Origin of the sequence: uncultured Ruminobacter sp., from assembly GCA_902764345.1 — a bacterium.
Taxonomy (GTDB): Bacteria; Pseudomonadota; Gammaproteobacteria; order Enterobacterales; family Succinivibrionaceae; genus Ruminobacter.
Genome location: CACWVT010000008.1, coordinates 1 through 21,186, shown reverse-complemented (window position 1 = coordinate 21,186; position 21,186 = coordinate 1). Strand labels below are relative to the sequence as shown.

The 21,186-nt window shown below is 48.1% G+C and carries 15 protein-coding genes; all 15 read right to left on the bottom strand.

All coding sequences use genetic code 11. The features are described from left to right. Positions 1-15: 15 nt before the first annotated feature. Complete coding sequence (locus QZU58_RS02690) at positions 16-813, bottom strand: tetratricopeptide repeat protein (RefSeq protein ID WP_294460295.1); 798 nt, start codon at positions 811-813, stop codon at positions 16-18. A gap of 65 nt (positions 814-878) precedes the next feature. Continuing rightward, the gene (gene rlmN, locus QZU58_RS02685; protein ID WP_294494591.1) at positions 879-1,979 is read right to left on the bottom strand and encodes a 23S rRNA (adenine(2503)-C(2))-methyltransferase RlmN; all 1,101 of its coding nucleotides are present in this window, start codon (positions 1,977-1,979) and stop codon (positions 879-881) included. 381 nt (positions 1,980-2,360) lie between these two features. Then, positions 2,361-3,089 (bottom strand): NAD-dependent deacylase, encoded by a 729-nt coding sequence (locus QZU58_RS02680; protein WP_294494589.1) that lies wholly within the window; start codon positions 3,087-3,089, stop codon positions 2,361-2,363. A gap of 151 nt (positions 3,090-3,240) precedes the next feature. Then, on the bottom strand, positions 3,241-3,672 hold the full coding sequence (ndk, locus tag QZU58_RS02675) for a nucleoside-diphosphate kinase (RefSeq protein ID WP_294460301.1): 432 nt from the start codon (positions 3,670-3,672) through the stop codon (positions 3,241-3,243). Between the two features lie 413 nt (positions 3,673-4,085). After that, complete coding sequence (gene pepB / locus QZU58_RS02670) at positions 4,086-5,414, bottom strand: aminopeptidase PepB (protein WP_294494586.1); 1,329 nt, start codon at positions 5,412-5,414, stop codon at positions 4,086-4,088. 108 nt (positions 5,415-5,522) lie between these two features. Further along, a complete protein-coding gene (locus QZU58_RS02665) occupies positions 5,523-6,692 on the bottom strand; it encodes an IscS subfamily cysteine desulfurase (protein WP_294494582.1) in 1,170 nt (389 codons plus the stop codon). 295 nt (positions 6,693-6,987) lie between these two features. Continuing rightward, positions 6,988-8,691, bottom strand: coding sequence for an FAD-dependent oxidoreductase (locus tag QZU58_RS02660; RefSeq protein WP_294494579.1), 1,704 nt, complete (start codon positions 8,689-8,691; stop codon positions 6,988-6,990). A 231-nt stretch (positions 8,692-8,922) separates the two neighbouring features. Beyond that, positions 8,923-9,390: a transcriptional repressor gene (locus QZU58_RS02655; RefSeq protein ID WP_294460312.1), complete on the bottom strand. Its 468-nt coding sequence runs from the start codon at positions 9,388-9,390 to the stop codon at positions 8,923-8,925. Between the two features lie 43 nt (positions 9,391-9,433). After that, the gene (locus QZU58_RS02650) at positions 9,434-9,661 is read right to left on the bottom strand and encodes a hypothetical protein (RefSeq protein ID WP_294494575.1); all 228 of its coding nucleotides are present in this window, start codon (positions 9,659-9,661) and stop codon (positions 9,434-9,436) included. A gap of 136 nt (positions 9,662-9,797) precedes the next feature. After that, a complete protein-coding gene (locus QZU58_RS02645; protein ID WP_294494571.1) occupies positions 9,798-15,041 on the bottom strand; it encodes a PKD domain-containing protein in 5,244 nt (1,747 codons plus the stop codon). 392 nt (positions 15,042-15,433) lie between these two features. After that, on the bottom strand, positions 15,434-16,213 hold the full coding sequence (locus QZU58_RS02640) for an RNA methyltransferase (protein WP_294494567.1): 780 nt from the start codon (positions 16,211-16,213) through the stop codon (positions 15,434-15,436). 202 nt (positions 16,214-16,415) lie between these two features. Further along, positions 16,416-17,369 carry a tetratricopeptide repeat protein gene (locus tag QZU58_RS02635; RefSeq protein ID WP_294494563.1) on the bottom strand — a complete coding sequence of 318 codons (954 nt, stop codon included), beginning with the start codon at positions 17,367-17,369 and terminating at the stop codon, positions 16,416-16,418. Between the two features lie 297 nt (positions 17,370-17,666). Further along, on the bottom strand, positions 17,667-18,614 hold the full coding sequence (gene secF, locus QZU58_RS02630) for a protein translocase subunit SecF (RefSeq protein ID WP_294494560.1): 948 nt from the start codon (positions 18,612-18,614) through the stop codon (positions 17,667-17,669). A gap of 12 nt (positions 18,615-18,626) precedes the next feature. Beyond that, on the bottom strand, positions 18,627-20,480 hold the full coding sequence (gene secD / locus QZU58_RS02625; RefSeq protein WP_294494558.1) for a protein translocase subunit SecD: 1,854 nt from the start codon (positions 20,478-20,480) through the stop codon (positions 18,627-18,629). Between the two features lie 65 nt (positions 20,481-20,545). Next, the gene (gene yajC / locus QZU58_RS02620; RefSeq protein WP_294463364.1) at positions 20,546-20,926 is read right to left on the bottom strand and encodes a preprotein translocase subunit YajC; all 381 of its coding nucleotides are present in this window, start codon (positions 20,924-20,926) and stop codon (positions 20,546-20,548) included. Positions 20,927-21,186: the final 260 nt, after the last annotated feature.

Below are 21,186 nucleotides of genomic sequence, written 5' to 3'. Positions count from 1 at the left end.
ACCTCTACCCCGTTTCTAGTAATCGCCGGCCTTGAATTTCTTGGCTTCATCGCTCTTAGGGAATACCTTGAGAAGCTTTCTGCCGTATATTTCGGATGAAGCATACTCACCCATCTTCTGGGAAATTCTGATTTTAAGGAACAGAGTCTGCGGTGTGTCCCTGTGCTGGAACATGTCATAGTTGCGCATGAGTCTGTCCGCCTTCTCATAATCCCCGTTCTCGAAGCTGAAGGTGGCGTAGTTGAACAGGAGTGACGGAGCATTGCCGCCGTAGCTCATTGCCTGTTCAAAGTATTTCCTTGATTCATCTATCTTTCCGGCTTCATATGCACATGTTGCCGCTGCCTCGTAGGCCATGCTCATCTGGGCAAACTTAGGAATTGAAACTGCCTTAAGCAGGTTGTTCAGACCTTCGTCACGTCTGCCTCTGGAACACAGAAAACTGCCGTAGTGGGTATAGCTCATGCCGGATTCAGGATATTCCTTGATTGCCAGCTGATACTTCTTTTCGGAATTGCCGTAATCACCCACGATATCGTAATAGCGTCCCCAGGCAAGATGCAGTGCCTCAAGATTCGGAGAATAGCTTTCGGCAATGTTAAGATTTTCCTTTGCCGAACTCATTTCCCTCTGCTGCATAAAGCTGTATGCCAGATTGATTCTGGCAAGTGATGCCTTTTCATAATCAATATCATCCGCCTTGCGGACAATTTCATTGCCGTTTTCATCACGGCCAACAATTATTTCCTTGGACGTTATACATCCCGTCAGCAGCCCCGTGGCAACTGCCGCCAGTAATAATCTGTTCATCATGTTCATTAGCTGTGTCCCTTTATATTTATTTAAAATCTGCCGTCCTTTACGGAATTTAGGAATCCTTACAGATCCTTTCCGCTGAAGGTGGCTATTTTCTTCAGTTTATTCTTCACTTCGCCGGCCAGCTGTCCGCAGGCGGCCTTTATGTCATCACCTCTGGTCTTGCGGGTGACGACGGTATATCCGTAATCCAGAAGGATTCTGTAGAATCTGTCAATATCCGCAGCCTTCGGCTTGCTGAATCTGCCTGCTTCATGCGGATTAAACGGAATGAGATTAATCTTGCACGGAGTATTGGCCAGAAGTTTTGCCAGCTCGTGCGCATGCTCAGGTCTGTCATTTACTCCGGCAAGCAGGATGTACTCTATGGTAACCCTGCCGCTGTTGGCATTGGACTTATCCACATATCTCTTCACGGCAGCCAGAATGTTGCTGATGTTGTGCTTATCATTAAGAGGGATAAGTTTACTTCTGAGTTCATCATTCGGAGCATGAAGTGAAATGGCCAGTGCCACGTCTATGGCATCACCCAGTCTGTCAATTCCCGGAACCACACCGGCAGTGGAAATGGTTACCCTTCTCTTGGACAGTCCGAAGCCGAAGTCATCAAGCATGATCTTCATGGCTCTCACGGTATTGTCAAAATTCAGAAGAGGTTCACCCATTCCCATAAGAACCACGTTATCAATGGCTCTGAATTTCGGATTCGGGGTAAAGCCTATAACGGAGGTAGCCCTCCACACCTGCCCGATAATTTCGGAGGTGGAAAGATTACGGTTAAAGCCCTGAGCACCGGTGGCGCAGAACGCACAGTTAATCACGCACCCGACCTGAGTTGACACGCACAGCGTAGCCCTGTCACCGTCAGGGATGTACACGGTCTCAATCAGCTGACCGTCTCCGGCGTCCAGAGCCCACTTAATGGTTCCGTCGCTGCTGCGGTACTCCGCCTTGATTTCAGGAGCCTTTACGTATGCACATTCAGAAAGCTTTGCCTGCATGGCCCTGTTGATATTGGTCATTTTGGTAAAATCATCAGCACCGAAATGATATATCCATTTCATAATCTGATCCGCCCTGAACGGCTTTTCGCCCATTTCGGCCACAAAAGCCCTCAGACCGTCGCGATCCAAATCCAATAAATTAATCTTACTTTCTGACATTATGACAACAACTTACCCGAGTTTAATATAAACACAATTATTTGCGTGATTATATCAGAATACACGATAACTGTCCCATTTTTATTTATATGCAACTGGGTTCCGAGCCGTCTTTGTCCGCAGAATAAAAACGCCGGTGATTTTTCTGAAAACACAGGCTTCCTGCAGCAATCCGGAATCCGGGATCATATTCCACCGGTCAGTACAGCACGGACAAAAATGCAGGAAGGCAATGACAGCGGATGTCTGAGCTTAATATCCGGAGAAAACCCCTGTTGCATTATAAAAATACGTTTTGAATAAAGAAAAAGCTCCGATACCATGGAGCTTTCCGTTATTTAATGATTTAAGCTTCTGAAGGCTTATCCTTAACACTCAGTCTCACCGATCCAGAAAATCCAGATTTCCGGTTTTCAAAAGACTGTCCACAAATTCCGGCAGAGTGGTTCCGGCCTTGCCGTAAATACCTCTGTCAAAGCTTCCCGCGGTTGCGGACTTTTCCAGATTGAATTCAATGTTATAGGCTCCCAGGGCATGTGTCATTCTCGCAAAATTTGCGGCAGGATAAACAACTCCGGAAGTACCTATCGACATGAACAGATCACAGTCACGAAGCAGCTCGTCAATATGTTCCATATGGTAAGGAATTTCCCCGAACCACACGATGTGCGGACGCATGGCGGCCTCACCGCACTTCGGACATCTGGTATCCACGGAGGAATCCTTATCCCAGTCGACAACTGCTCCACAGCTTTCACAGCTTATGCGCATCAGTTCACCGTGCATGTGAATGACATTTCCGGACCCTGCGGCCTCATGCAGATTGTCAATATTCTGGGTTATCAGACATACGCTGCCCTTTTTCCATTCATTGGCAAGACGGGCAAGCGCGAAGTGGGCCGGATTTGGTCTGACATTGAAAAGATTACGCCGCATCCTGTTGTAAAACTCATGAACCAGAGGTCTGTTTCTCATAAAGCCCTCATAGGTAGCCACGTCCTCGACCCGGTGCTGCTCCCATAGTCCGGTTTCCGATCTGAACACCGGTATTCCCGATTCGGCGGAAATTCCGGCTCCGGTAAGTATCAGTATGTTGCGAATTTCTTTCATGTTTACCTCCGAAAAAAGCAGTCCGCATCACCGGAACCGCATATACATGCCGAAAAAAGACGAAAACCGGTCAGGGACCGGCTCCGGCATCATCAATCATACGCAGGGAACGGCACTCATGTCCGTCCCGATGTCATTAAGCCGATGATAATTATCTGGTACGTGGACACAGTTCCTCATCGGTAAAGAAATACGCTATTTCCTTTTCGGCAGCCTCAAGACAGTCTGAACCGTGTACGGCATTCTGATCTATGCTGGTGGCATAGTCGGCCCTGATTGAGCCCGCACGGGCCTTCTTCGGGTCAGTATCGCCGATAACCTCACGATGACGCTTTATCGCATCCTCTCCTTCAAGAACCTGAACCATGACGGGACCTGACATCATGAATTCCAGCAGTTCCTCAAAAAAAGGCTTGGAACGCAGATGGCAATAAAAACCTGAAGCCTCCTCACGGTTGAGATGAACCATTTTGGCGGCAACAATGCGCAGACCGGCATTTTCAAAACGGTGATAGATGTCGCCGATGAGATTGCGAGCCACAACATCAGGCTTGATGATTGAAAATGTTCTTTCTAATGCCATATACCCTCCTTTATGAATAACACTTTGCCGATCCTCTTCCTGAACCGCCAGGGGCGGCAACCGGCATATAACGGTACGGCGTTTCACAATCGTTCCGCTCTTCCCCGTCCCGACGGTCGGGACTTTTATCGCGGAGCCTGACGGAATCCGTAAACTTTTAATCTAGAATAATTCAAAAAACGCCTGCGGTAAGGCCTCCGCATTCAAAATGTGATCTTTGATATTCACATCCGCCGTGATTTTTGAAGTATATCTACATCACCGGCCGGGATGCATGTACGCACACACCTGACAGTCATTCAAAAGGACAAGACGGCAGACTGAAAAAGAAAATCCCGGAAAAGGTTAATGAAAACACCTTTTCCGGGATTTGTCGGCTTACTGACCTGAATTAAGGACAGTGAATTACCATCCTACCGTCTTCCGGCAAGCTTTCTGATGAATGCGGCAACGGATCTGGCTCCGTGTCCCATGGCTCCAATCTGATAGATGTCATTAGGAGTCTTGCGGTAACTTGCCGCCAGGTCTATGTGCAGCCATGAATTCCACTTTTCGGAAGGAACGAATCTGCTGAGAAATGACGCAGCAGAGGTGGCTCCGGCAATACCGTCACCGGATGCGGAATTGGTTATGTCCGCAAGCTGTGATGAAACCAGTCCCAGATGGAATTTATCAAAAGGCAGAGGCCATGCATACTCATTTACGGAAGCGGCACTTCTGACGAATTCGCTGCTCAGGTCGGCATTGAGACTCATTGCCGCATTATAGTCCCTTCCGAGAGCAACCTTTGCCGCACCGGTAAGCGTGGCCGCGTCAATGATGTATTCGGCCCCGGAATTACCCGCACGGATGAGACCGTCGGCAAGAACCAGACGTCCTTCGGCGTCGGTATTGTCGATTACCACGCTGACTCCGTTCGGATAACTGATTATGTCACCCACTCTCATGGCCTTTCCCGAAACCATGTTTTCCGCACAGCACAGCCATGCCTTTACACGTCTGTCGAAACCTGAGACGGCAAGAAGTGCCAGTGAGGCGGCGACAGTGGCGGAGCCGCCCATGTCCGTATGCATTGAACGCATCAGTTCAGACGGCTTGAGACTGTATCCGCCGGTATCAAAGGTTATGCCCTTGCCGACAAGAGCGGCAAATACCGGTGCGTTTTCATCACCGGTAGGATTGTAATCCAGCTCATAAAGACACGGAGGATTGTCACTGCCGCCGCCGACGGTCATGAGTCCCGTAAGATTTTCTGACTGCAGTCTGTCACCGGTATATGCCTTAACCGTCAGGGCATTTCCCGTTATGGCATTCAGACTGTTGAGATAAACGATGTATGAAACCGGATTAAGTGCCGAAGCCGGTTCATCAATCGTATCCCTTAACCAGGTGATTATGCTTCTTACGGTTCTGAAGGATTCGGTATCGAGATCCTGCGGATAAACGATGTCGGCTCCGTTCTTAATGCTGCGGAAACCGAGGAAGAAGGACATGGCATCTTCTTCTGTCCATTTAAAACCTTCCCTGTCGGCAAGTTCAACCCTGCGGTATCCTGCAGACGAAATATTCTTACCGGCCGCCTGAACGGCTCTGAGATAACTCTTCTTTTCCGCGGTATCCGCATGAATAAAGGCACCTTCTTCCGAATAGCTGAGGGCACAGTCCTTAAGATATGGAGCGGTCGCGGTTCCCGGAGCTGCCTTAAAAACCTTAAGAACAAAGAAATCTTCTGTATTTTCCATTTAATCATTCCAAGATAGGAGATAATCCAACTAAAAAAGCGCCGCCGATTTACGGCGGTTGCCGCCCCGTGCACTCAGACGGAGTGCACGGGGAATAACGCTGTCTGTTTAAACCTTCCAGAGACTGCCGAGTTTACGCTGCTTCTGATATTCCTCCGAAATCACGCCGATGGCATAATCGATTTCCTCTTCCGTGGTAAAACGACCGAGGCTGAAACGGATGGAACTGTGGGCGTCGGCATCGCTTAAGCCCAGAGCCTTAAGCACGTACGAAGGATTGAGAGACGCCGAGGTACATGCGGATCCCGTGGATACCGCTATGTTTCTCAGAGCCAGCATGAAGTTCTCTCCGTTAATACCGCGGAAGGTGACATTGAGATTTCCGGGAAGACGGGAATTCATTGTACCGTTCACTGATGTTTCCGGAAGGGAAAGAAGAGCTTCGGCAAGACGGTTTCTGAGACCTTCGATTCTCTTGTTTTCCTGTTTCATTTCGGCCTTTGCCAGAGCAAAGGCTTCACCCATTCCCACAATCTGGTGAGTGGCCAGGGTACCGCTGCGCATACCCATTTCATGTCCGCCTCCCCTTATTACGGGATTTGGTCTCTGAGCCCCCTTTCGGACATAAAACGCACCTATGCCCTTCGGTCCGTAGACCTTATGTGCACAAAGTGACAGATAATCCACAGGCATGGTGTTTACATCAATTCTGACCTTGCCGGCGCTCTGTGCACAGTCGCTGTGGAAAAGTGCACCGTGGCTTTTGGCTATTTCCGCAAGTCTGCTGATGTCCTGCACGACGCCAATCTCGTTGTTGGCATGCATGAGACTTACCAGCAGGGTATTGTCGTCAATTGCTTCCTCCAGCATTTCCGGAGTCACAAGCCCGTCAGCATCAGGCTTCAGATATACCACTTCGTATCCCAGGGTTTCCGCATAATGACACGGGTCAAGCACGGCCTTGTGCTCAATTGCCGAGGTTATTATCTTCTTTCTGCTGCCGCCGAGACTGGCGAGAGCAACCCCGGTAACAGCCAGATTGTCACATTCGGTGGCACCTGAGGTAAATACAATCTCCCTGGTATCGGCACCGATGAGATCGGCTATCTGTCCTCTGGCAATATCCACGGCTTCGGCGGCCTGCCACCCGTATATGTGTGATTTGGAAGCGGGATTACCGAAGGTTCCCTCAAGACACAGGCATTCAGCCATCTTCTTTGCGACCCTTGGATCCACCGGAGTAGTGGCAGCATAATCTAAATAAACAGGAAGTTTCATGGATATTCCACCTAAAAAATCAGATTCAGACAATCTTGAATAAATACAAAGTGATAAATTAACCGGCTGAAATTATATCACTCCTCACATTTTTATAGAACAGAACTGTTCGGAACACGAATCCGCCTTTGGCAATTTACCGTAAGCGCAGAGGATAAGACACCGCAGGAGACGATGTGAAAGAATAAGAACGGAGGACATCTCCGCATATTTTACGAAGAATGTCCTCCACGGGACGGCACCTCAGAATGATGCCCGTCCGTCCGCACAAAAGCCCGAAAACGGTCAGTCCGTGCTATTTATACATGGCGTAGAGTGAGGCTCCGCCCGTAAGAACTGATGTTCTGTATCCGTTTCCGGCAAGAATTCTGGCGGCGTTCCAGGCCCTGACTCCGACGGCACAGGTTATGATTACCGTTTTGTCCTTCGGTATTTCCGCAAGACTGTCCCTCAGGGTTCCGAGCGGAATGTTGTTGAAACATGGCAGTCTCAGGGACATAACCTCTGACGGCTCCCTGACGTCCAGAAGATAATATTCCCCGGATCTGCCGCCGTTCCGCTCCATATCCTCAATAATCCGCAGCAGCTCCTGAATCTCCGTCTGAGATTCCAGTCCCAGATCAATGTTCTCAGCGGTAAACCCAAGCATGTTGAGCGGAGACTTCGGGGCATTGAACTGCGGTGCATAGGCCGCATCAAGTTCCATAAGATCACGGTATGTTCCGTGTTTAAGAATCAGAGCCGAAACCGCATCAATAACCTTGTCAACCGATGCGGAACCGACGGCCTCCACACCGAGAATCCTGCCGCTCTTTTTTTCAAACATCCCCTTGATGAACAGGAATCCTGCTCCCGGGAACCAGCCGACATGCGACTTCTGTGAAACCAGGGCCGTGAAGAAATCCTTTCCCCTTACAAGACCGGAGGCTTCAAGATACTCTGCACCGAATCCGGTAATTCCGGCCTGAAGATTAAAGGCCTGAACTATGCCGCTTCCGGTTGTTCCCGGGAATCCGGAAACCTCCTCAAGTCCCGCGATTCTGCCGGCGATTATTCTGGCTCCGCGCACGGCCGGACCTGCCAGGGCACTGCTTACGGGCTTACCCGTCACGACATGATTTAAGGCAACAATATCACCCGCCGCATAAATGCCGTCAACTCCCGTTTCAAAATAAGAGTTCACCCTGATAAAGCCCTTCTCATCCGTGCTGATGCCGGTATTTTTCAGGATGTCCGTATTCGGTCTGATTCCAAGGGCAAGAACCGCCAGATCACTCTCCACGCGTGTTCCGTCGGTAAGCTCCGCATCTACAGTCTCCCTGCCGTCTGCGGAACTTACGGTAAACCCCTTAATACCAGTTCCGGTTCTGACATCCACGCCGTTTCTTCGGAGATGTTTTGTCATCAGTCTGCCGAGTTCGGAATCCATGACTCCGAGAACCTCAGACTTCAGTTCAACAAGCGTCACGCTGACTCCCGAACGTATCAGATTCTCGGCAAGCTCCACACCGATAAAACCGCCGCCGGCTATGACTGCCGACTTAATCCTGCCGGACACCACATCCTTTCTGATGGTGTCGGCATCCTCTATGGTTCTCAGTGTTTTTATCTGCGAAAGATTAGCCCCCTTTATGAACCCCGGAACTGCAGGAGACGCACCTGCGGCAATAACAAGACTGTCATAGGAATCAGTGATTATTTTTCCGTCCGCGAGACGTCTCACGGTCACGGTTCTGTCTTCGGGATGAATTTCAAGAACCTCATGCAGAGGTTTTACGTCAACATTGTATTTGTTTACAAAAGCTCCGACGGACGTAACCACCAGAGACTGTTTTCCGGGAAGAACCCCGCCGATATGATACGGAAGACCGCAGCTTGCATATGAAATATCCGGGCCTTTCTCATAGATGACTATTTCGCAGTGTTCATCAAGCCTTCTGAGCCTTGCCGCAACGGTTGCGCCTGCGGCGGAACCGCCTATTATGATTGTTCTGGACATCTGTATTCCTTATTTTCAGTTGTAAAAGGGAACATCGGATACACCGACATTCCGCCAAAAAATCTTACCGATAAACACCAAAATGTCCGTTTGGAATACCGCACCGGACCTTACGTCAGCAGCTTCGTGAAGGTTCGGTCAGCATCCTGAAAGAACCGTCTCTTTCTTTTTATTATCCGTGTGACGGTTCAGTTCTGCTTTTTCTTTTTCAGAGAGGATTTCCGCCGGGTACTATTTTCCGTTAAGCACGGAAATATAGACGGAATCATCCTGCATCTTTACGTCAATTTTTTCGTCAGACTTAATCAGTCCCTTGACCACCATTCCCAGTCTTAAAAGCTCCTGGAGATCCAGCCCGTCGGCCCTTAACTCCTGACCTTCGTGATCCCTTAAGGCAGCCAGCTTGAAATTACAGTTGGAGCAGTTCACGTCCAGAAGTTTGTTGTTTGAAATAACGCCCACGTCATACAGAACCTTAAGGAAACGGTATACTGTTGACATTCCCAGTTCAGGATTTCTTGACTGGGCCTCATAATAGAGTTCCTTGGTACAGTTAAAAGTTCCGGAAAAAAGCAGATCAAGCAGCTCAAGACGCTGCTTTGACATTCTTACCTTTGCCTTTTTAAGCTTGTCAAGACACTCGGCCTTGGCGTCGTGCAGGGTAAAGCACTCATTAATGTTCTTGTTTACGTCAGTCATCAGGATATTCCGAATCCGTTATATTGGTATAAGATTGTTCAGATCATGAAGCGCTTATCAGTCTGTACTCAAGCTGTCCGTGAACCGATATCGCATTACTGCCCAGAACGGCATCGAGCTCATTCTGTTCCAGCCAGGTATATATAATCAGATCATGGGTCATTATGTTCAGGTTAACCGACTGCAAATCCTTAATCCGCCTGAGCATTCCGGAAAGACTTAATGCGCACATCGGACAGTCTATTCCCAGAACCCTGTAATGATATCTCATAATTAAATACCATCCTTTCTGTTAGCAACGGCTTACACCTATAATAAATTCATTCATGGTAAAAATCAACTAAAAAGGCGGAGCCCTTCAGTTTCCGGGATCCGCCTTTAATCACCTTAAGTCTAATAATATAATCTTACTTTCTGCGTCTTCTCACGAAGATACCGGCACCGGCCATAAGAATGAGATCAAACAGTCCGATGGCACCGCCGCCCTTCTTGCCTGAAGAACTGCCGGTATTTTCTGAAGGAGTTGAACCAACCTCTTCTTCACTTGAACCGATATTGTTCTCTTCTTCGGTAACGCTTACCGGAATATAGCCGCTGAAGTCACTTTCGGCAAGGTTCTTACCCTTGATTCTAACTTCATAGCTGCCTGCCTGAATGAACTTGAGATCAACGGTTGCATCGTTGGAAACCTGATTGTAGTCCACACCGTCGGTTGCGTCGCAGTCAACAACATAGCCGCTGAAAATCTGACATACGCGTTCGCCGGAGGTCTTTACGTTCTGGTCAGGAAGTCTTACAACCTGGACGGTAGCCTCATGAGAAATGTTTGAAATCACAAAGCTCATGATCTTACGGCTTTCAATTGAAACCGGGGTTCTGTCATCGGAATCTGACTGCACGAAACGGATTTCGCTATTTTTGGTCTGATTCTGACTTCCGTTTTCAACCTTTACCGGAGTACTTACATACGGATTGTTCACGGTTACCTGCTTTACTGCCTGATGCTGCACGTTCTTTTTGTCGGTAACGACAACCTTAACCTCGTGGGTACCGGCTACGGTAAACTGATGGCTCAGTGAGCTCTGAGAACCGTTAACCTTTTCACCGTCAATATACCATGAGTATGATGAGGCTTCGGCATTCACCAGAGAGGTGGTAAACACGGCAGTTTCATTGATGTTTACATTCGTGCTTCCTGAAATGGTGAATTCAACAACAGGTTCCTCGGCAGCAACAATGGTAACGGTTACCGCCTGTGAACCTGAAAGGCCTTCTTCATCGTAAACGGTAAGGGTCACAACGTATGTACCTGCGGTTTCAAACTTATGGGTGAAGCTGCTGTTGGTACCGTACTTCGTACCGTTAACCGCCCATTCATATTTCTTTACGGCCTTGTCATCAGTTGAACTTGAACCGTCGAAGGTCATTTCGGTGCCTTCTACGGCCTCGGTCTGCTTTGTACTGATTCTGGCAATAGGAGCGGCATTGTCATCAACAACGGTAATGGTTACGGCACCTGTTGATTCAGCCTTGCCGTCACTTACCTTAACGGTAAACGTGGTGGTTTCGTAAAGGGTTTCGGTAATTACGGCACCGGTCTTGCCGTTTGACCACAGGAACGTTAACTGATCGTTATCCTCATCTGCTGAACCTGAAGCATCAAGAGTTACGGTGGTACCGCTCTTGACGGTTCTGTTCACGTTATCTGCAGATGTTACCACGGACACGCCGGGAGCATGGTTCACCACGTCCTTCACGGTTATGGTTACGCTGGCCTTTTCAGAAGTATTGCCGTCCTTATCAGTTACGGTAAGGGTGTAAACGGTGGTTGCCTCAGGCTGAACGGTAATTGAAGAAGAGGTTTCCCCTGTGCTCCAGAGATAGCTCAGTTCATTACCGGTTGAGGAGGTTCCCTTGAGAACAAGACTTTCACCCTTGTTTATCTCAGTTTTGTCAACCGTGATTTTAGCCACCGGCATGATGATCTGAGGAACGTCAACAGTGAAGTTCTTTGTTACGGTATGAACATCTGATGCTGATCCGTTTCTGCTGATCTTAAGCACAACGGTATAGGTGCCGGACTGCTGGTAGGTATGTGAAACGCTGAAGGTTTCTGAAGAAGATGAACCGTCTCCGAAATCCCAGCTGTATACAAGACCGCAGTCAGGGCCTGAACCGAAGGTCTCCAGACACTGTTCGGACACCTTGACTCCGGTTGAGGTTACCGGAGATGTGCAGTTCTTTCTTTCACCGAAATAGGTATTATCTGTAAGATTAACCGTACCACCCTGAACTGTTGCCAGGAAATCAGCCTGCAGATACCAGAACGGATCCACGGCACATGCCAGCTGTTCAACGTTAACGGTTACGGACTTGGTGGCGGTTGCACCGTCATTATCGGTTACAGTTACGGTGTAAACAGTGGTTTCATCAGGAGTTACCGTAATCTTTGACGAAGTCTCGCCGGTGTTCCACTTATAGGAAACAATGGAACCGTCGGAGTCGGTTGAACCTGAAGCATCAAGAGTCACGCTTTCACCCTGCTTGATGTTCAGTGATGAAGCGGAAATTACCGCAGTCGGAGCCTTGTTTGAATTATCAAGCTCTGCAGGGGTACCGGTTCCCATCTTGGTACCGTCAACCCATACGTCGCCTACTGAATTGAGTACGAAGTTTCCGTTGCTTGAGCTCTTGTACCAGCTGTTGCCGCAGTCGTTGAACAGGAATTCCAGTCCGGAGATTTCGGCACCGAAGCTTTCGGTATCGGTGTAACTCCACCAGCCGTTCTTCTGTGCTGTCATGGCAGCGCCCGGTGCGGCAGTCCAGCCCTTGTCACCGGTCTGAGGAGTACCGCGGTAGTGAACGCAGACACTGGTAAGTGATGATGCAGGCTTGAAGTAGAAGGTAACAGGGGTAACGATATCGGTAGGAGCCCCTTCAGTTATGCTGCCGTCCTTTCCGATGACGTAGGTTCCCTTGCTGAGACAGGTGCCGGAGTTACCGTTATAGTAAGAACCGCCGTTTTCCCTGACCCTGATATCGGCACAGGTGGCATCACGGGTATAGGTCACGGTGGTCTTGAAATAGGTGGTGTCCCCGACCTTCTTCATTTCCACGCCGTTCCAGTCTGAAGTACCCTTGTCCTTGTGTTCAAGGTATACGGAAGTAACTGATTCATCACCTGCTTTGGCGTAAACGGTTACGCTGTCAGTAAGCACGACGGAACCGTCGGTAAAGAACATGTGTGAACCTTCGATTTCACCGTTAACGTCTTCAATGTAGGCACCGTCTACCAGATTGTATCTGCCGGCACCGACGTAGGTGTGGTTGATTTCACTTCTGGTAACATTACCGCGGGTATCGGTAGCTTCCATGTAGTAGTCAACCAGCTGGTCCCTGAAATCGCTGATGTAGGCATAATAGGTGCTTGCAATCTTCTTGGCCGGTATTACCTTATAGTTGAGACTTACCTCATTATCCTGCCAGGCCACACCGTTCATGTCAGGAGTCAGATCCCTGACCTTGGTGTCATATACTTTCCATTCACCCACTGCATCACCGCTGATACCGAGTGCCTTTGGATCATATACGCGCGGAGCGATGTCGGTAGGACCCATGCTCTTGTTCTTGTGGGCACGGACGTAAACCTTGACATCCTTTATGCCGCTTACGTCATAGGCATAGGTATAAACGGCAAAGGTATTGTCGGCATACATAGGAGTCCAGCCTTCAGCCTTGCCGCTGTTTGCGGAACCCGGATTGGTAGGATAGCGCTGAACCCACCACATTGAAGGTCCGGTCTTGTCCTTTGCCGCATTCTTGGTAACATAAGGTTCGGTAAAGTACAGTGACTGGTTGAAGCCGAGAGAAGGCTTCACGTTATCATCGGTATTTTCATCATAGTAACCAAAACCTGAATCAATTGATGAAATCAGGAAGTACCAGCCGAGTTCCGCAGGATTTGCGCCGCCCCTGTAATCATTCTGCTCATCACCCTTTACAGGATATGACATCATGTAAGGGTTAAGCTGATTGCCATCGTAGGTAACCTGCTTTTCGGCATCTGTTGAAGGAGACCAGTAGTTAGGATGATCATCAAGCCAGATCTGCTCTGCGGTGACGGCGTAGTTTTCCGCTGCCTGAAGCAGGGCAAAGTTTCTTTCCAGATAATGGTAACCGTATTCCATGGAAACGGCATGTCCCATAGGGGTTCCGGCAAAATTCACCGGCATTTCGAATTCGGTACCTAAAGCCTTGTTGAAATCACTGAGCTGTCCTTTCCATACACCCATCGGAATATGCCAGTGATACCAGTCAGGATCTGATGAGGAATCACGGGTATCAACCCATGAACCGTCCTGAATGTGCTGAATGTCGGATTCAGGGATTGGATAGGCCTTAAGATATTCCTCCACACCCATACCGACGACTCCGTCGGCACTGTATTCGGAACCGGAAGCCAGCCAGGTGCTGATTGAACCGGCACGGCCTTCACCGTTATCACCGTCATGGGCAATTACGTAGTACATGGTTCTGCCATTTGCGTCTGCAACGTAGTTTGAACGTTCGATTTCGGTGTGCGCGTTTGCCTCACCTTCCCAGCCTTCAAGCCAGGAACCGTTCTGATCCACCGGAATGGCGGCTATCTTATCAGCCTTGCCGGTTACGGGATCAACATACTGAACCCAGTGAGGAATGTCGCAGAACGGGAACTTATTCACAATCTGCTGCTGTTCATGAGACATGCCGACCCTTACCCATTCACCTGCTTCGTATGTATTCTGCAGATCAGCCCTGTTCGGAGGGGATACCAGGGTATCATATGAAGGATCCTTATAGTTGTACGGGTAGTCCTTCAGGGTTCTTGAGAAATGGTTGTTACCCACAACAGACCATTCAATGCCGAGCTTGGTAAGGGTTGGGATAAGTCTTTCGGAGAAACCGAGCTCTGTCGGGAAGAAGCCCTTCGAAGATCTGAACTTGTCCGCACCGAGGAAGTAATCACGCTGCAGGGTTACGTTCTGATAAATAAGATCCTTGAGGAAATATCTTGGGCCGACAAGAGGTCCCATTGAATGGTGACCGGTAAAATGAATCGGTTCCAGGGCATTAAAGCCGTTGGTTGTTTTAAGAGAACCCACGGTTGACTTCCAGTCGGAAGACCAGCCTTCCTTGAAGAAGTCAAAAATATTAAGTTCCGCAAAGCTCTGCACGTTATTGATTACGGCAGCAGACATTGTTACCTGTGTCTGGCTTAACGGATGGGCCCCGCTGTTGGCACGGGCGGTCTGAGCAGGCCATGAAGTATAGGCGTTGCGCTTTGCATCCCTGTCATAATACTGCTGCAGATTGTCGTGAGGCATCGGAGTCCCCTTCTTAGGCAGAAAATAAGTGTAATCTGCAGGAGGGTTTTCCTTAATCCTGAATACCTGACCGTCATAGGCGTATCTTATCGGATCACCTACGGCAGCCTTTTCGTAATCTGCGGTATTGTAGTAAGGCCAGAAATTAGGCATGTGATTATGATATATATGGGTTGCAGCTATGACACCGGCGGCCTGAGCATCATCAGACACGACAAACCCCGGGATGGCAACTGCCAAACCAACGGCAAGGGAAAGGCCGTTGATTCTTAACATTCTGTTACTCATATGGATTCACTCTGGAAATGGAAAAAAAGGACATGTTTAAAAAAATCAGGACTTGTTCCTGATTTAATATTTTGTTAATTTTAACAAATTTTAAACATAATGAAAGCTTTTTCATGATATTTAAATATAATTATCTTATAAAAATGACCTCTTTTCCTTATATTCGTGAATCACGTCAATAATATTAAAGTATTCTGTTGTTATACGAAACACAAACATGTTTTGTGTATATTACCGGTAAAGATACCTCTGAATTACGGATTCCTTTCGACTTCAGACAAAAAAATCCTGACGATCTCACTCCTGACCGTCAGGATTTTCGTAAAACCGGTCTGCCGGCAGCCCCATGATCCGTCACCGTCAGACCGGCACCGGGTCTGCCTGCTTCGGCGTTACTCTCCGCCGTCCTTTCTGTGCTTAAGCATTGATGCCAGGGTTCCGTATATGATTCTGAGTTCATGGGCACTCATGTCCGCCTTGGCATAGACACGCCTTATCTGCCCCATCACACTGCCGTTATGATTCTTTTTAAGGAATCCGCAGTCACAGAGATTCTTCTCAATGAAATTATAGAACTGCTCCAGATCCGAATGCTTCGGCTTACGGAGTCCCTCATCAAAATCAGCCGCAGGTTCCTGATTTCCGGAACGCAGACATGCCTGTCTCAGTTCATAGGAAAGCACCTGCACGCTCATTGCCAGATTCAGTGATGAATATTCGGGATTGGCATCTATGTTGATGTGAATGTCGCAGCGCTGCAGTTCTTCGTTCGTAAGCCCGGTTCTCTCCCTGCCGAACATGATGGCGCACTTCATGCCGTTCATCAGGTGCGGACGTATCTTCTCCACGGCCTCACGCGGCTGATAAAGCGGAAGTTCTATGCTGCGGTGTCTAGCAGACGTACCGGCAACAAACGTCACGTCGGCAAGAGCCTCATCAAGTGTGGAGAAAACCTCGGCACTTTTCAGGACGTCAGCCGCACCCTTTGACAGAGCCAGGGCCTCATCGGTAATAATACTGCCGTTTGATGAAACAATTCTTAATTTCGATAATCCCATGGTCTTCATTGCTCTCGAGGCCGAACCTATATTGCCGTAATGGCTTGGGTCCACCAGAATTATCACCATGTTATTCAGACATTCATATTTTTCTGAACCGTAGTTGTCTGACATCTTTTTTCTCCGATTATCAGTCCCCAAAAACTCTCTCCGCAGCATTGCCGGCCATGACCCGAACCCGAAAAAAGTCATGTGCGCGACATCATGACGCCGTGGATAAAGCTAACACAAGGAGACCGATAATACAAGAGTGTATTATCGGCCTCCCGGACTTCATGACTTCATCCCGGCGGCCTGTACCAACCGGGAAGGCGGATTACTGCGGCGTTCCGGTTTCACTGTTTACCATCTTTTCATCAAAGCCGATGTCATCATACTCATTTTCGGTATCAAGCATGTGAATCTCCAGCAGCGCATTGCTGTGCTCGAGGAAATAGCTTACGTTGGTGGTTCTTGCCAGCTTGAAGTAATCCAGAGCCCTCGTGGTCTCCCCGTTCATGAGATGCATCTTACCCATGTAGAAATAGGCTTCGCAGAGTCTTTCATTTCTTTCAATGTAATTCTTGGTTCCGTCAAAAATATGATCCCACAAATCCTTTTCTGATCTGATATTCAGATAAACCTCCAGCACCCTGGTTCCGAAGGACAGATCCTTCACATTAATCATGCGGTACCTGCTCAGAAGATTCTTTCCGGCCTTTTCCGGATCTGAGGCATATTCCGCATAGAACAGCCACAGCTGAAAATAAGGATCCTGACGGTCACTCAGATAAACCTTATAAAAATCCTCTTCAGCCATCTTCTCCCTTTTACCGTAGTAAAGGGCAAGACCTCTGCTGAAATGGGCGGCATTATCCTTTGGACTCAGTTCCAGTGCCCCGTCTAAAGCATCGTAAGCCTCAAGGAACTTGCCGTGACTGTACAGGGCTCCGCCGTAGTCACGATAGCAGTCGGAATTCTGATTATCCTCGTTGACGCATCCCAGAAGACTGAGGACTGACAGAAAATCCAGTCCCATGCGGTTATAAAGCTCGGCACGGTGCCACATAACCACGCTTACCTGGGTATGATTGAGCTTGGTGTTTCCCAGAACCTGGGACAGTTTAACCATGTTAAGCTGTTCAGCCGGTGTAACGACGCGCGGCAATTCAATCTTAATGAAATCAGGATTGATATGTCCGTCAGCCGTTTCCGTCCCGGTTGATGCGCATGCCGAAAGCATGACTGTCAAGGATGCCGTTACGGCCGTGTGGATGATTTTCTTAAACATTACTATTTTCCATTGCATTAACTGACATTATGCTGATTCAGAGGATATAAAACGCTGTTTCGGGGCAGCGCTGAAGCATTATTTATTATGAGGCTGACGGTTCTTCCCCGTATCTGCAGGAACCGCCGGATACTAAAGATTATAATATTTAACGTCTTACCGACCATGCGTTATTCATGAAAAATGAGAACTGCCACCATCATTAGGTCACATATCGGCTCTTACGGATGAAAAAGCCGTTCCGGCATACTGTCGGAACGGCTTTACGAATCAATTGCGTTTTTCGGAAGATTTCAATCAGTAATCTGCTTCAGAAATTTCCTCAACATCCTTCTTAACTTCGGTAACAAGGAGATTTTCCCTTGAGATTCCGAGTAATAAAGGCCAGGTTGAAGCCACGTAAATTGATGATAATGTACCGAATACGATACCGATTAACAGAGCCAGAGAGAACCCGAAAATCATTTCACCGCCGAAAATAAGCAGTGACGCAACGGTAATTATGGTGGTGAGTGAGGTGATTATTGTTCTTGAGAAGGTCTCGGTAAGAGATCTGTTGAACAAATCCACCATGGCCATCTTGTGCAGCTTTCTGGCATTTTCACGGATACGGTCGAACACAACGATCTTATCGTTTAATGAATAACCGATAACGGTCAGTACCGCTGCAAGAACAGTCAGGTCATACTCGATACCCCACACGGAGAAGATACCGAGTACCACGATAACGTCATACGCCAGGGAAATAATCGCACCGGTAGCCATTCTCCACTCGAAACGTGCAGCAATGTACACCAGCAGGATAACCAGTGACAGCAGAACGGCAATAACACCGCTTACAACCAGTTCCTGACCCACGGCAGGACCAACGTATTCTGAACGGGTAACCTGAGCTCTCTTGTCATGTTCAGATACAACGACCTTAACCTTTTCGGTGATATCCTTCTGATTTTCCTCACCCTTAGGCTGAATGCGGATTGATACGTCACGGGTTGTACCGAAATTCTGAACCACCGCATTGGAAATGCCGGACTTTGCCAGATCCCCGCGGATACGTTCCAGATTTGCCTCTTCTGGATACTGAACCTCAATTACCACACCGCCGGTGAAATCGAGACCCCAGTTGAGTCCCTTGGTGCAGAGACAGCCGATAAAGAACAGTACTGCGGCAATACAGATAATTTCCACCAGTTTGGCTATCTTCATGAAAGGAATAACTGTTCCCGGTTTTATGATTTGAAACATTTCTGTCCTCCTTTAAATAGCCAGCTTCTTAACATCACGACCGCCCCAGATGAGATTTACAATGGCGCGGCAGCATGTAACTGCGGTAAACATTGAGCAAACCAGACCAATCATCAGAACAAGGGCGAAACCTTTAACCGCACCGGTACCGACGGCAAACAGAATCAGAGCTACCAGAATGGAGGTAATGTTGGAGTCCATAATGGTAACAAAGGCTCTTTCATAGCCGAGATTGATTGCCTGCTGCACGCCGCGGTTGTTTCTTATTTCTTCACGGATACGTTCGTAAATAAGTACGTTGGCATCCACGGCCATACCGATGGTAAGAACTATACCCGCAATGCCCGGAAGGGTCATGGTGGCGCCTGGGATCATGGACATTACGCCCACAAGCAGAACCATGTTAAAAATCAGGGCCAGGTTGGCAATGATACCGAAAGCTCTGTAGTACACGATCATGAAGAGACCGAGAACTATCAGACCGTACATCATCGCTCTCATACCGTTATCGATATTCTGCTTACCGAGGCTTGGTCCGATGTTTCTTTCCTCAACAATCTGGATAGGAGCAATCAGGGCACCTGCTCTGAGTAACAGCGCCAGATTGTGTGCTTCCGTAGGGCTGTCAAGACCGGTAATACGGAACTTGTTGCCGAGACGGGCCTGAATGGTGGCAACGTTGATAATCTGTTCAACCTTTCTGAACTTTACGGCACCGTCGCCGCCGTTCTGATCGTCAACAACCTTATACTCGATAAAGTTTGTTGCCATAGGCTGACCGATATGATCCTTGGTAAAGTTAGACATGGTGTTGCCGCCCTTTGAATCGAGGCTGATGTTTACCTCAGGACGACCGTTTTCATCCATGCCGCTCTTGGCGTCGATGATATGGTCACCGGTAAGAATGACATGCTTGGTTACGACCACAGGTCTGCCGTTTCTGTCGGTAAGAACCTCATCGTTTGAGGATACCACACCGCTTGCGGCGCTCTGAAGGTCGGCTGCCTGATCAACAAGACGGAACTCAAGGGTAGCAGTGGCACCTAAGATTTCCTTGGCTCTTGCTGAGTCTTCAACACCCGGAAGTTCAACAATAATACGATCCGCACCCTGTCTCTGAACCAGAGGTTCCGCAACACCGAGTTCATTAACACGGTTTCTTATGATGTTGATGTTCTGTTCAACGGCATAAGTCTTTACTTCCTTGATCTTTTCAGGCTTCATTACGGCCTTGATTTCAAATGAGGAAGAGGAATCACCTTCGGTAAAGGTTAAATCCTGATGCTTGCCTGATAACAGTCTGAGGGCCTTGTTACGGGTTTCCTCGTCACGGAAGGTAATCACGATGTCCTGACCGATGCTTCTGATACCTGACAGACGGATCTTCTCCTCACGGAGTTCGGTACGGAAATCCTGTATTGACTGAGCAACAATCTTCTTGATGGCTTCGTCCATGTCAACTTCCATAAGGAAGTGCAGACCGCCTCTTAAGTCAAGACCGAGCTTTAACGGCTTGGCACCGATGGCTTTTAACCATTCCGGTGTTGCTGCGGCAAGATTAAGGGCAACAATGTAATTGTCACCGAGTTCACCTACCAGCTTTTCCTTCATGCGAAGGCGCAAATCGTTATCCTTGAAACGAATGAGGGCCTGACCTTCGTTTCTTTCAACAACACAGTCAGGGCAGTCATTTGCGATAACACCTTCAATCTTCTGGTAATCTTCGCTTTCCAGGGTTATCCCCTTGGAACCGCTAATCTGGATAGCCTGATCTTCACCGTAAAGATTAGGCAATGCGTATACTGCGCCAACAATCAGAACTGCCAGTATCAGCAAATTTTTCCATAAAGGATATTTGTTTATCAAAACCTACTCCTTGCATTCTCCTGCAGGTATCTGATACCCGCACACACATAAAGCACGAAATTTTTTTATTTCTTCTGCTTGTTTGATTCGACCTTACGTTCATCATAAGTTCCCTTTGGTAAAGGACTTACAACGTACTGTCTGTTGACTTTTACTGATGTACCCGGAGCGATTTCAATTGTCAGCAGATCAAGGTCTTCATTAACCTTGGTGATTCTGCCGATTAAACCGCCACTGGTAAGAACTTCGTCACCCACCTCAAGCTTCTTTAAAGACTCGGCACGCTCCTTGTTCTTTTTATTGCCCGGTCTCAGGACAAACAAATAGAAGCAGGCAAAAGCTACGGCCATCATCACAAGAAATGTAATGTCAGGGCCGCCGGCAGGAACCGTATTGGCAGCAGTCTGAACGCCTTCATCAGCATATGCAGTTGCAAATAAATCCATTGTCATAAACCTCGAATTTTAAAAATAAAACACGATTTTGCATTATATATGAATTATGCTGTTTTAACAGAATTATTTATTGGAGGGCTTCAATTATGAATGAAAGATCATTGTATTTCACGGCTTTCCCATAATTATCGGAACTGAAAAATCGCCGCAATTCCGCTATTTTGGATCTATAAAAACCTATAAAATAAATTTTTTACCAAATTAAGCCTTCATCGCCAGATTTGCCAGCTGATTCTTATTTAAGTCAGCCA

Coding starts and splice junctions, on each gene's coding strand:
- QZU58_RS02690 (WP_294460295.1), bottom strand. CDS start 813: ATGATGAACAGATTATTACTGGCGGCAGTTGCCACGGGGCTGCTGACG.
- rlmN (WP_294494591.1), bottom strand. CDS start 1,979: ATGTCAGAAAGTAAGATTAATTTATTGGATTTGGATCGCGACGGTCTG.
- QZU58_RS02680 (WP_294494589.1), bottom strand. CDS start 3,089: ATGAAAGAAATTCGCAACATACTGATACTTACCGGAGCCGGAATTTCC.
- ndk (WP_294460301.1), bottom strand. CDS start 3,672: ATGGCATTAGAAAGAACATTTTCAATCATCAAGCCTGATGTTGTGGCT.
- pepB (WP_294494586.1), bottom strand. CDS start 5,414: ATGGAAAATACAGAAGATTTCTTTGTTCTTAAGGTTTTTAAGGCAGCT.
- QZU58_RS02665 (WP_294494582.1), bottom strand. CDS start 6,692: ATGAAACTTCCTGTTTATTTAGATTATGCTGCCACTACTCCGGTGGAT.
- QZU58_RS02660 (WP_294494579.1), bottom strand. CDS start 8,691: ATGTCCAGAACAATCATAATAGGCGGTTCCGCCGCAGGCGCAACCGTT.
- QZU58_RS02655 (WP_294460312.1), bottom strand. CDS start 9,390: ATGACTGACGTAAACAAGAACATTAATGAGTGCTTTACCCTGCACGAC.
- QZU58_RS02650 (WP_294494575.1), bottom strand. CDS start 9,661: ATGAGATATCATTACAGGGTTCTGGGAATAGACTGTCCGATGTGCGCA.
- QZU58_RS02645 (WP_294494571.1), bottom strand. CDS start 15,041: ATGAGTAACAGAATGTTAAGAATCAACGGCCTTTCCCTTGCCGTTGGT.
- QZU58_RS02640 (WP_294494567.1), bottom strand. CDS start 16,213: ATGTCAGACAACTACGGTTCAGAAAAATATGAATGTCTGAATAACATG.
- QZU58_RS02635 (WP_294494563.1), bottom strand. CDS start 17,369: ATGTTTAAGAAAATCATCCACACGGCCGTAACGGCATCCTTGACAGTC.
- secF (WP_294494560.1), bottom strand. CDS start 18,614: ATGTTTCAAATCATAAAACCGGGAACAGTTATTCCTTTCATGAAGATA.
- yajC (WP_294463364.1), bottom strand. CDS start 20,926: ATGGATTTATTTGCAACTGCATATGCTGATGAAGGCGTTCAGACTGCT.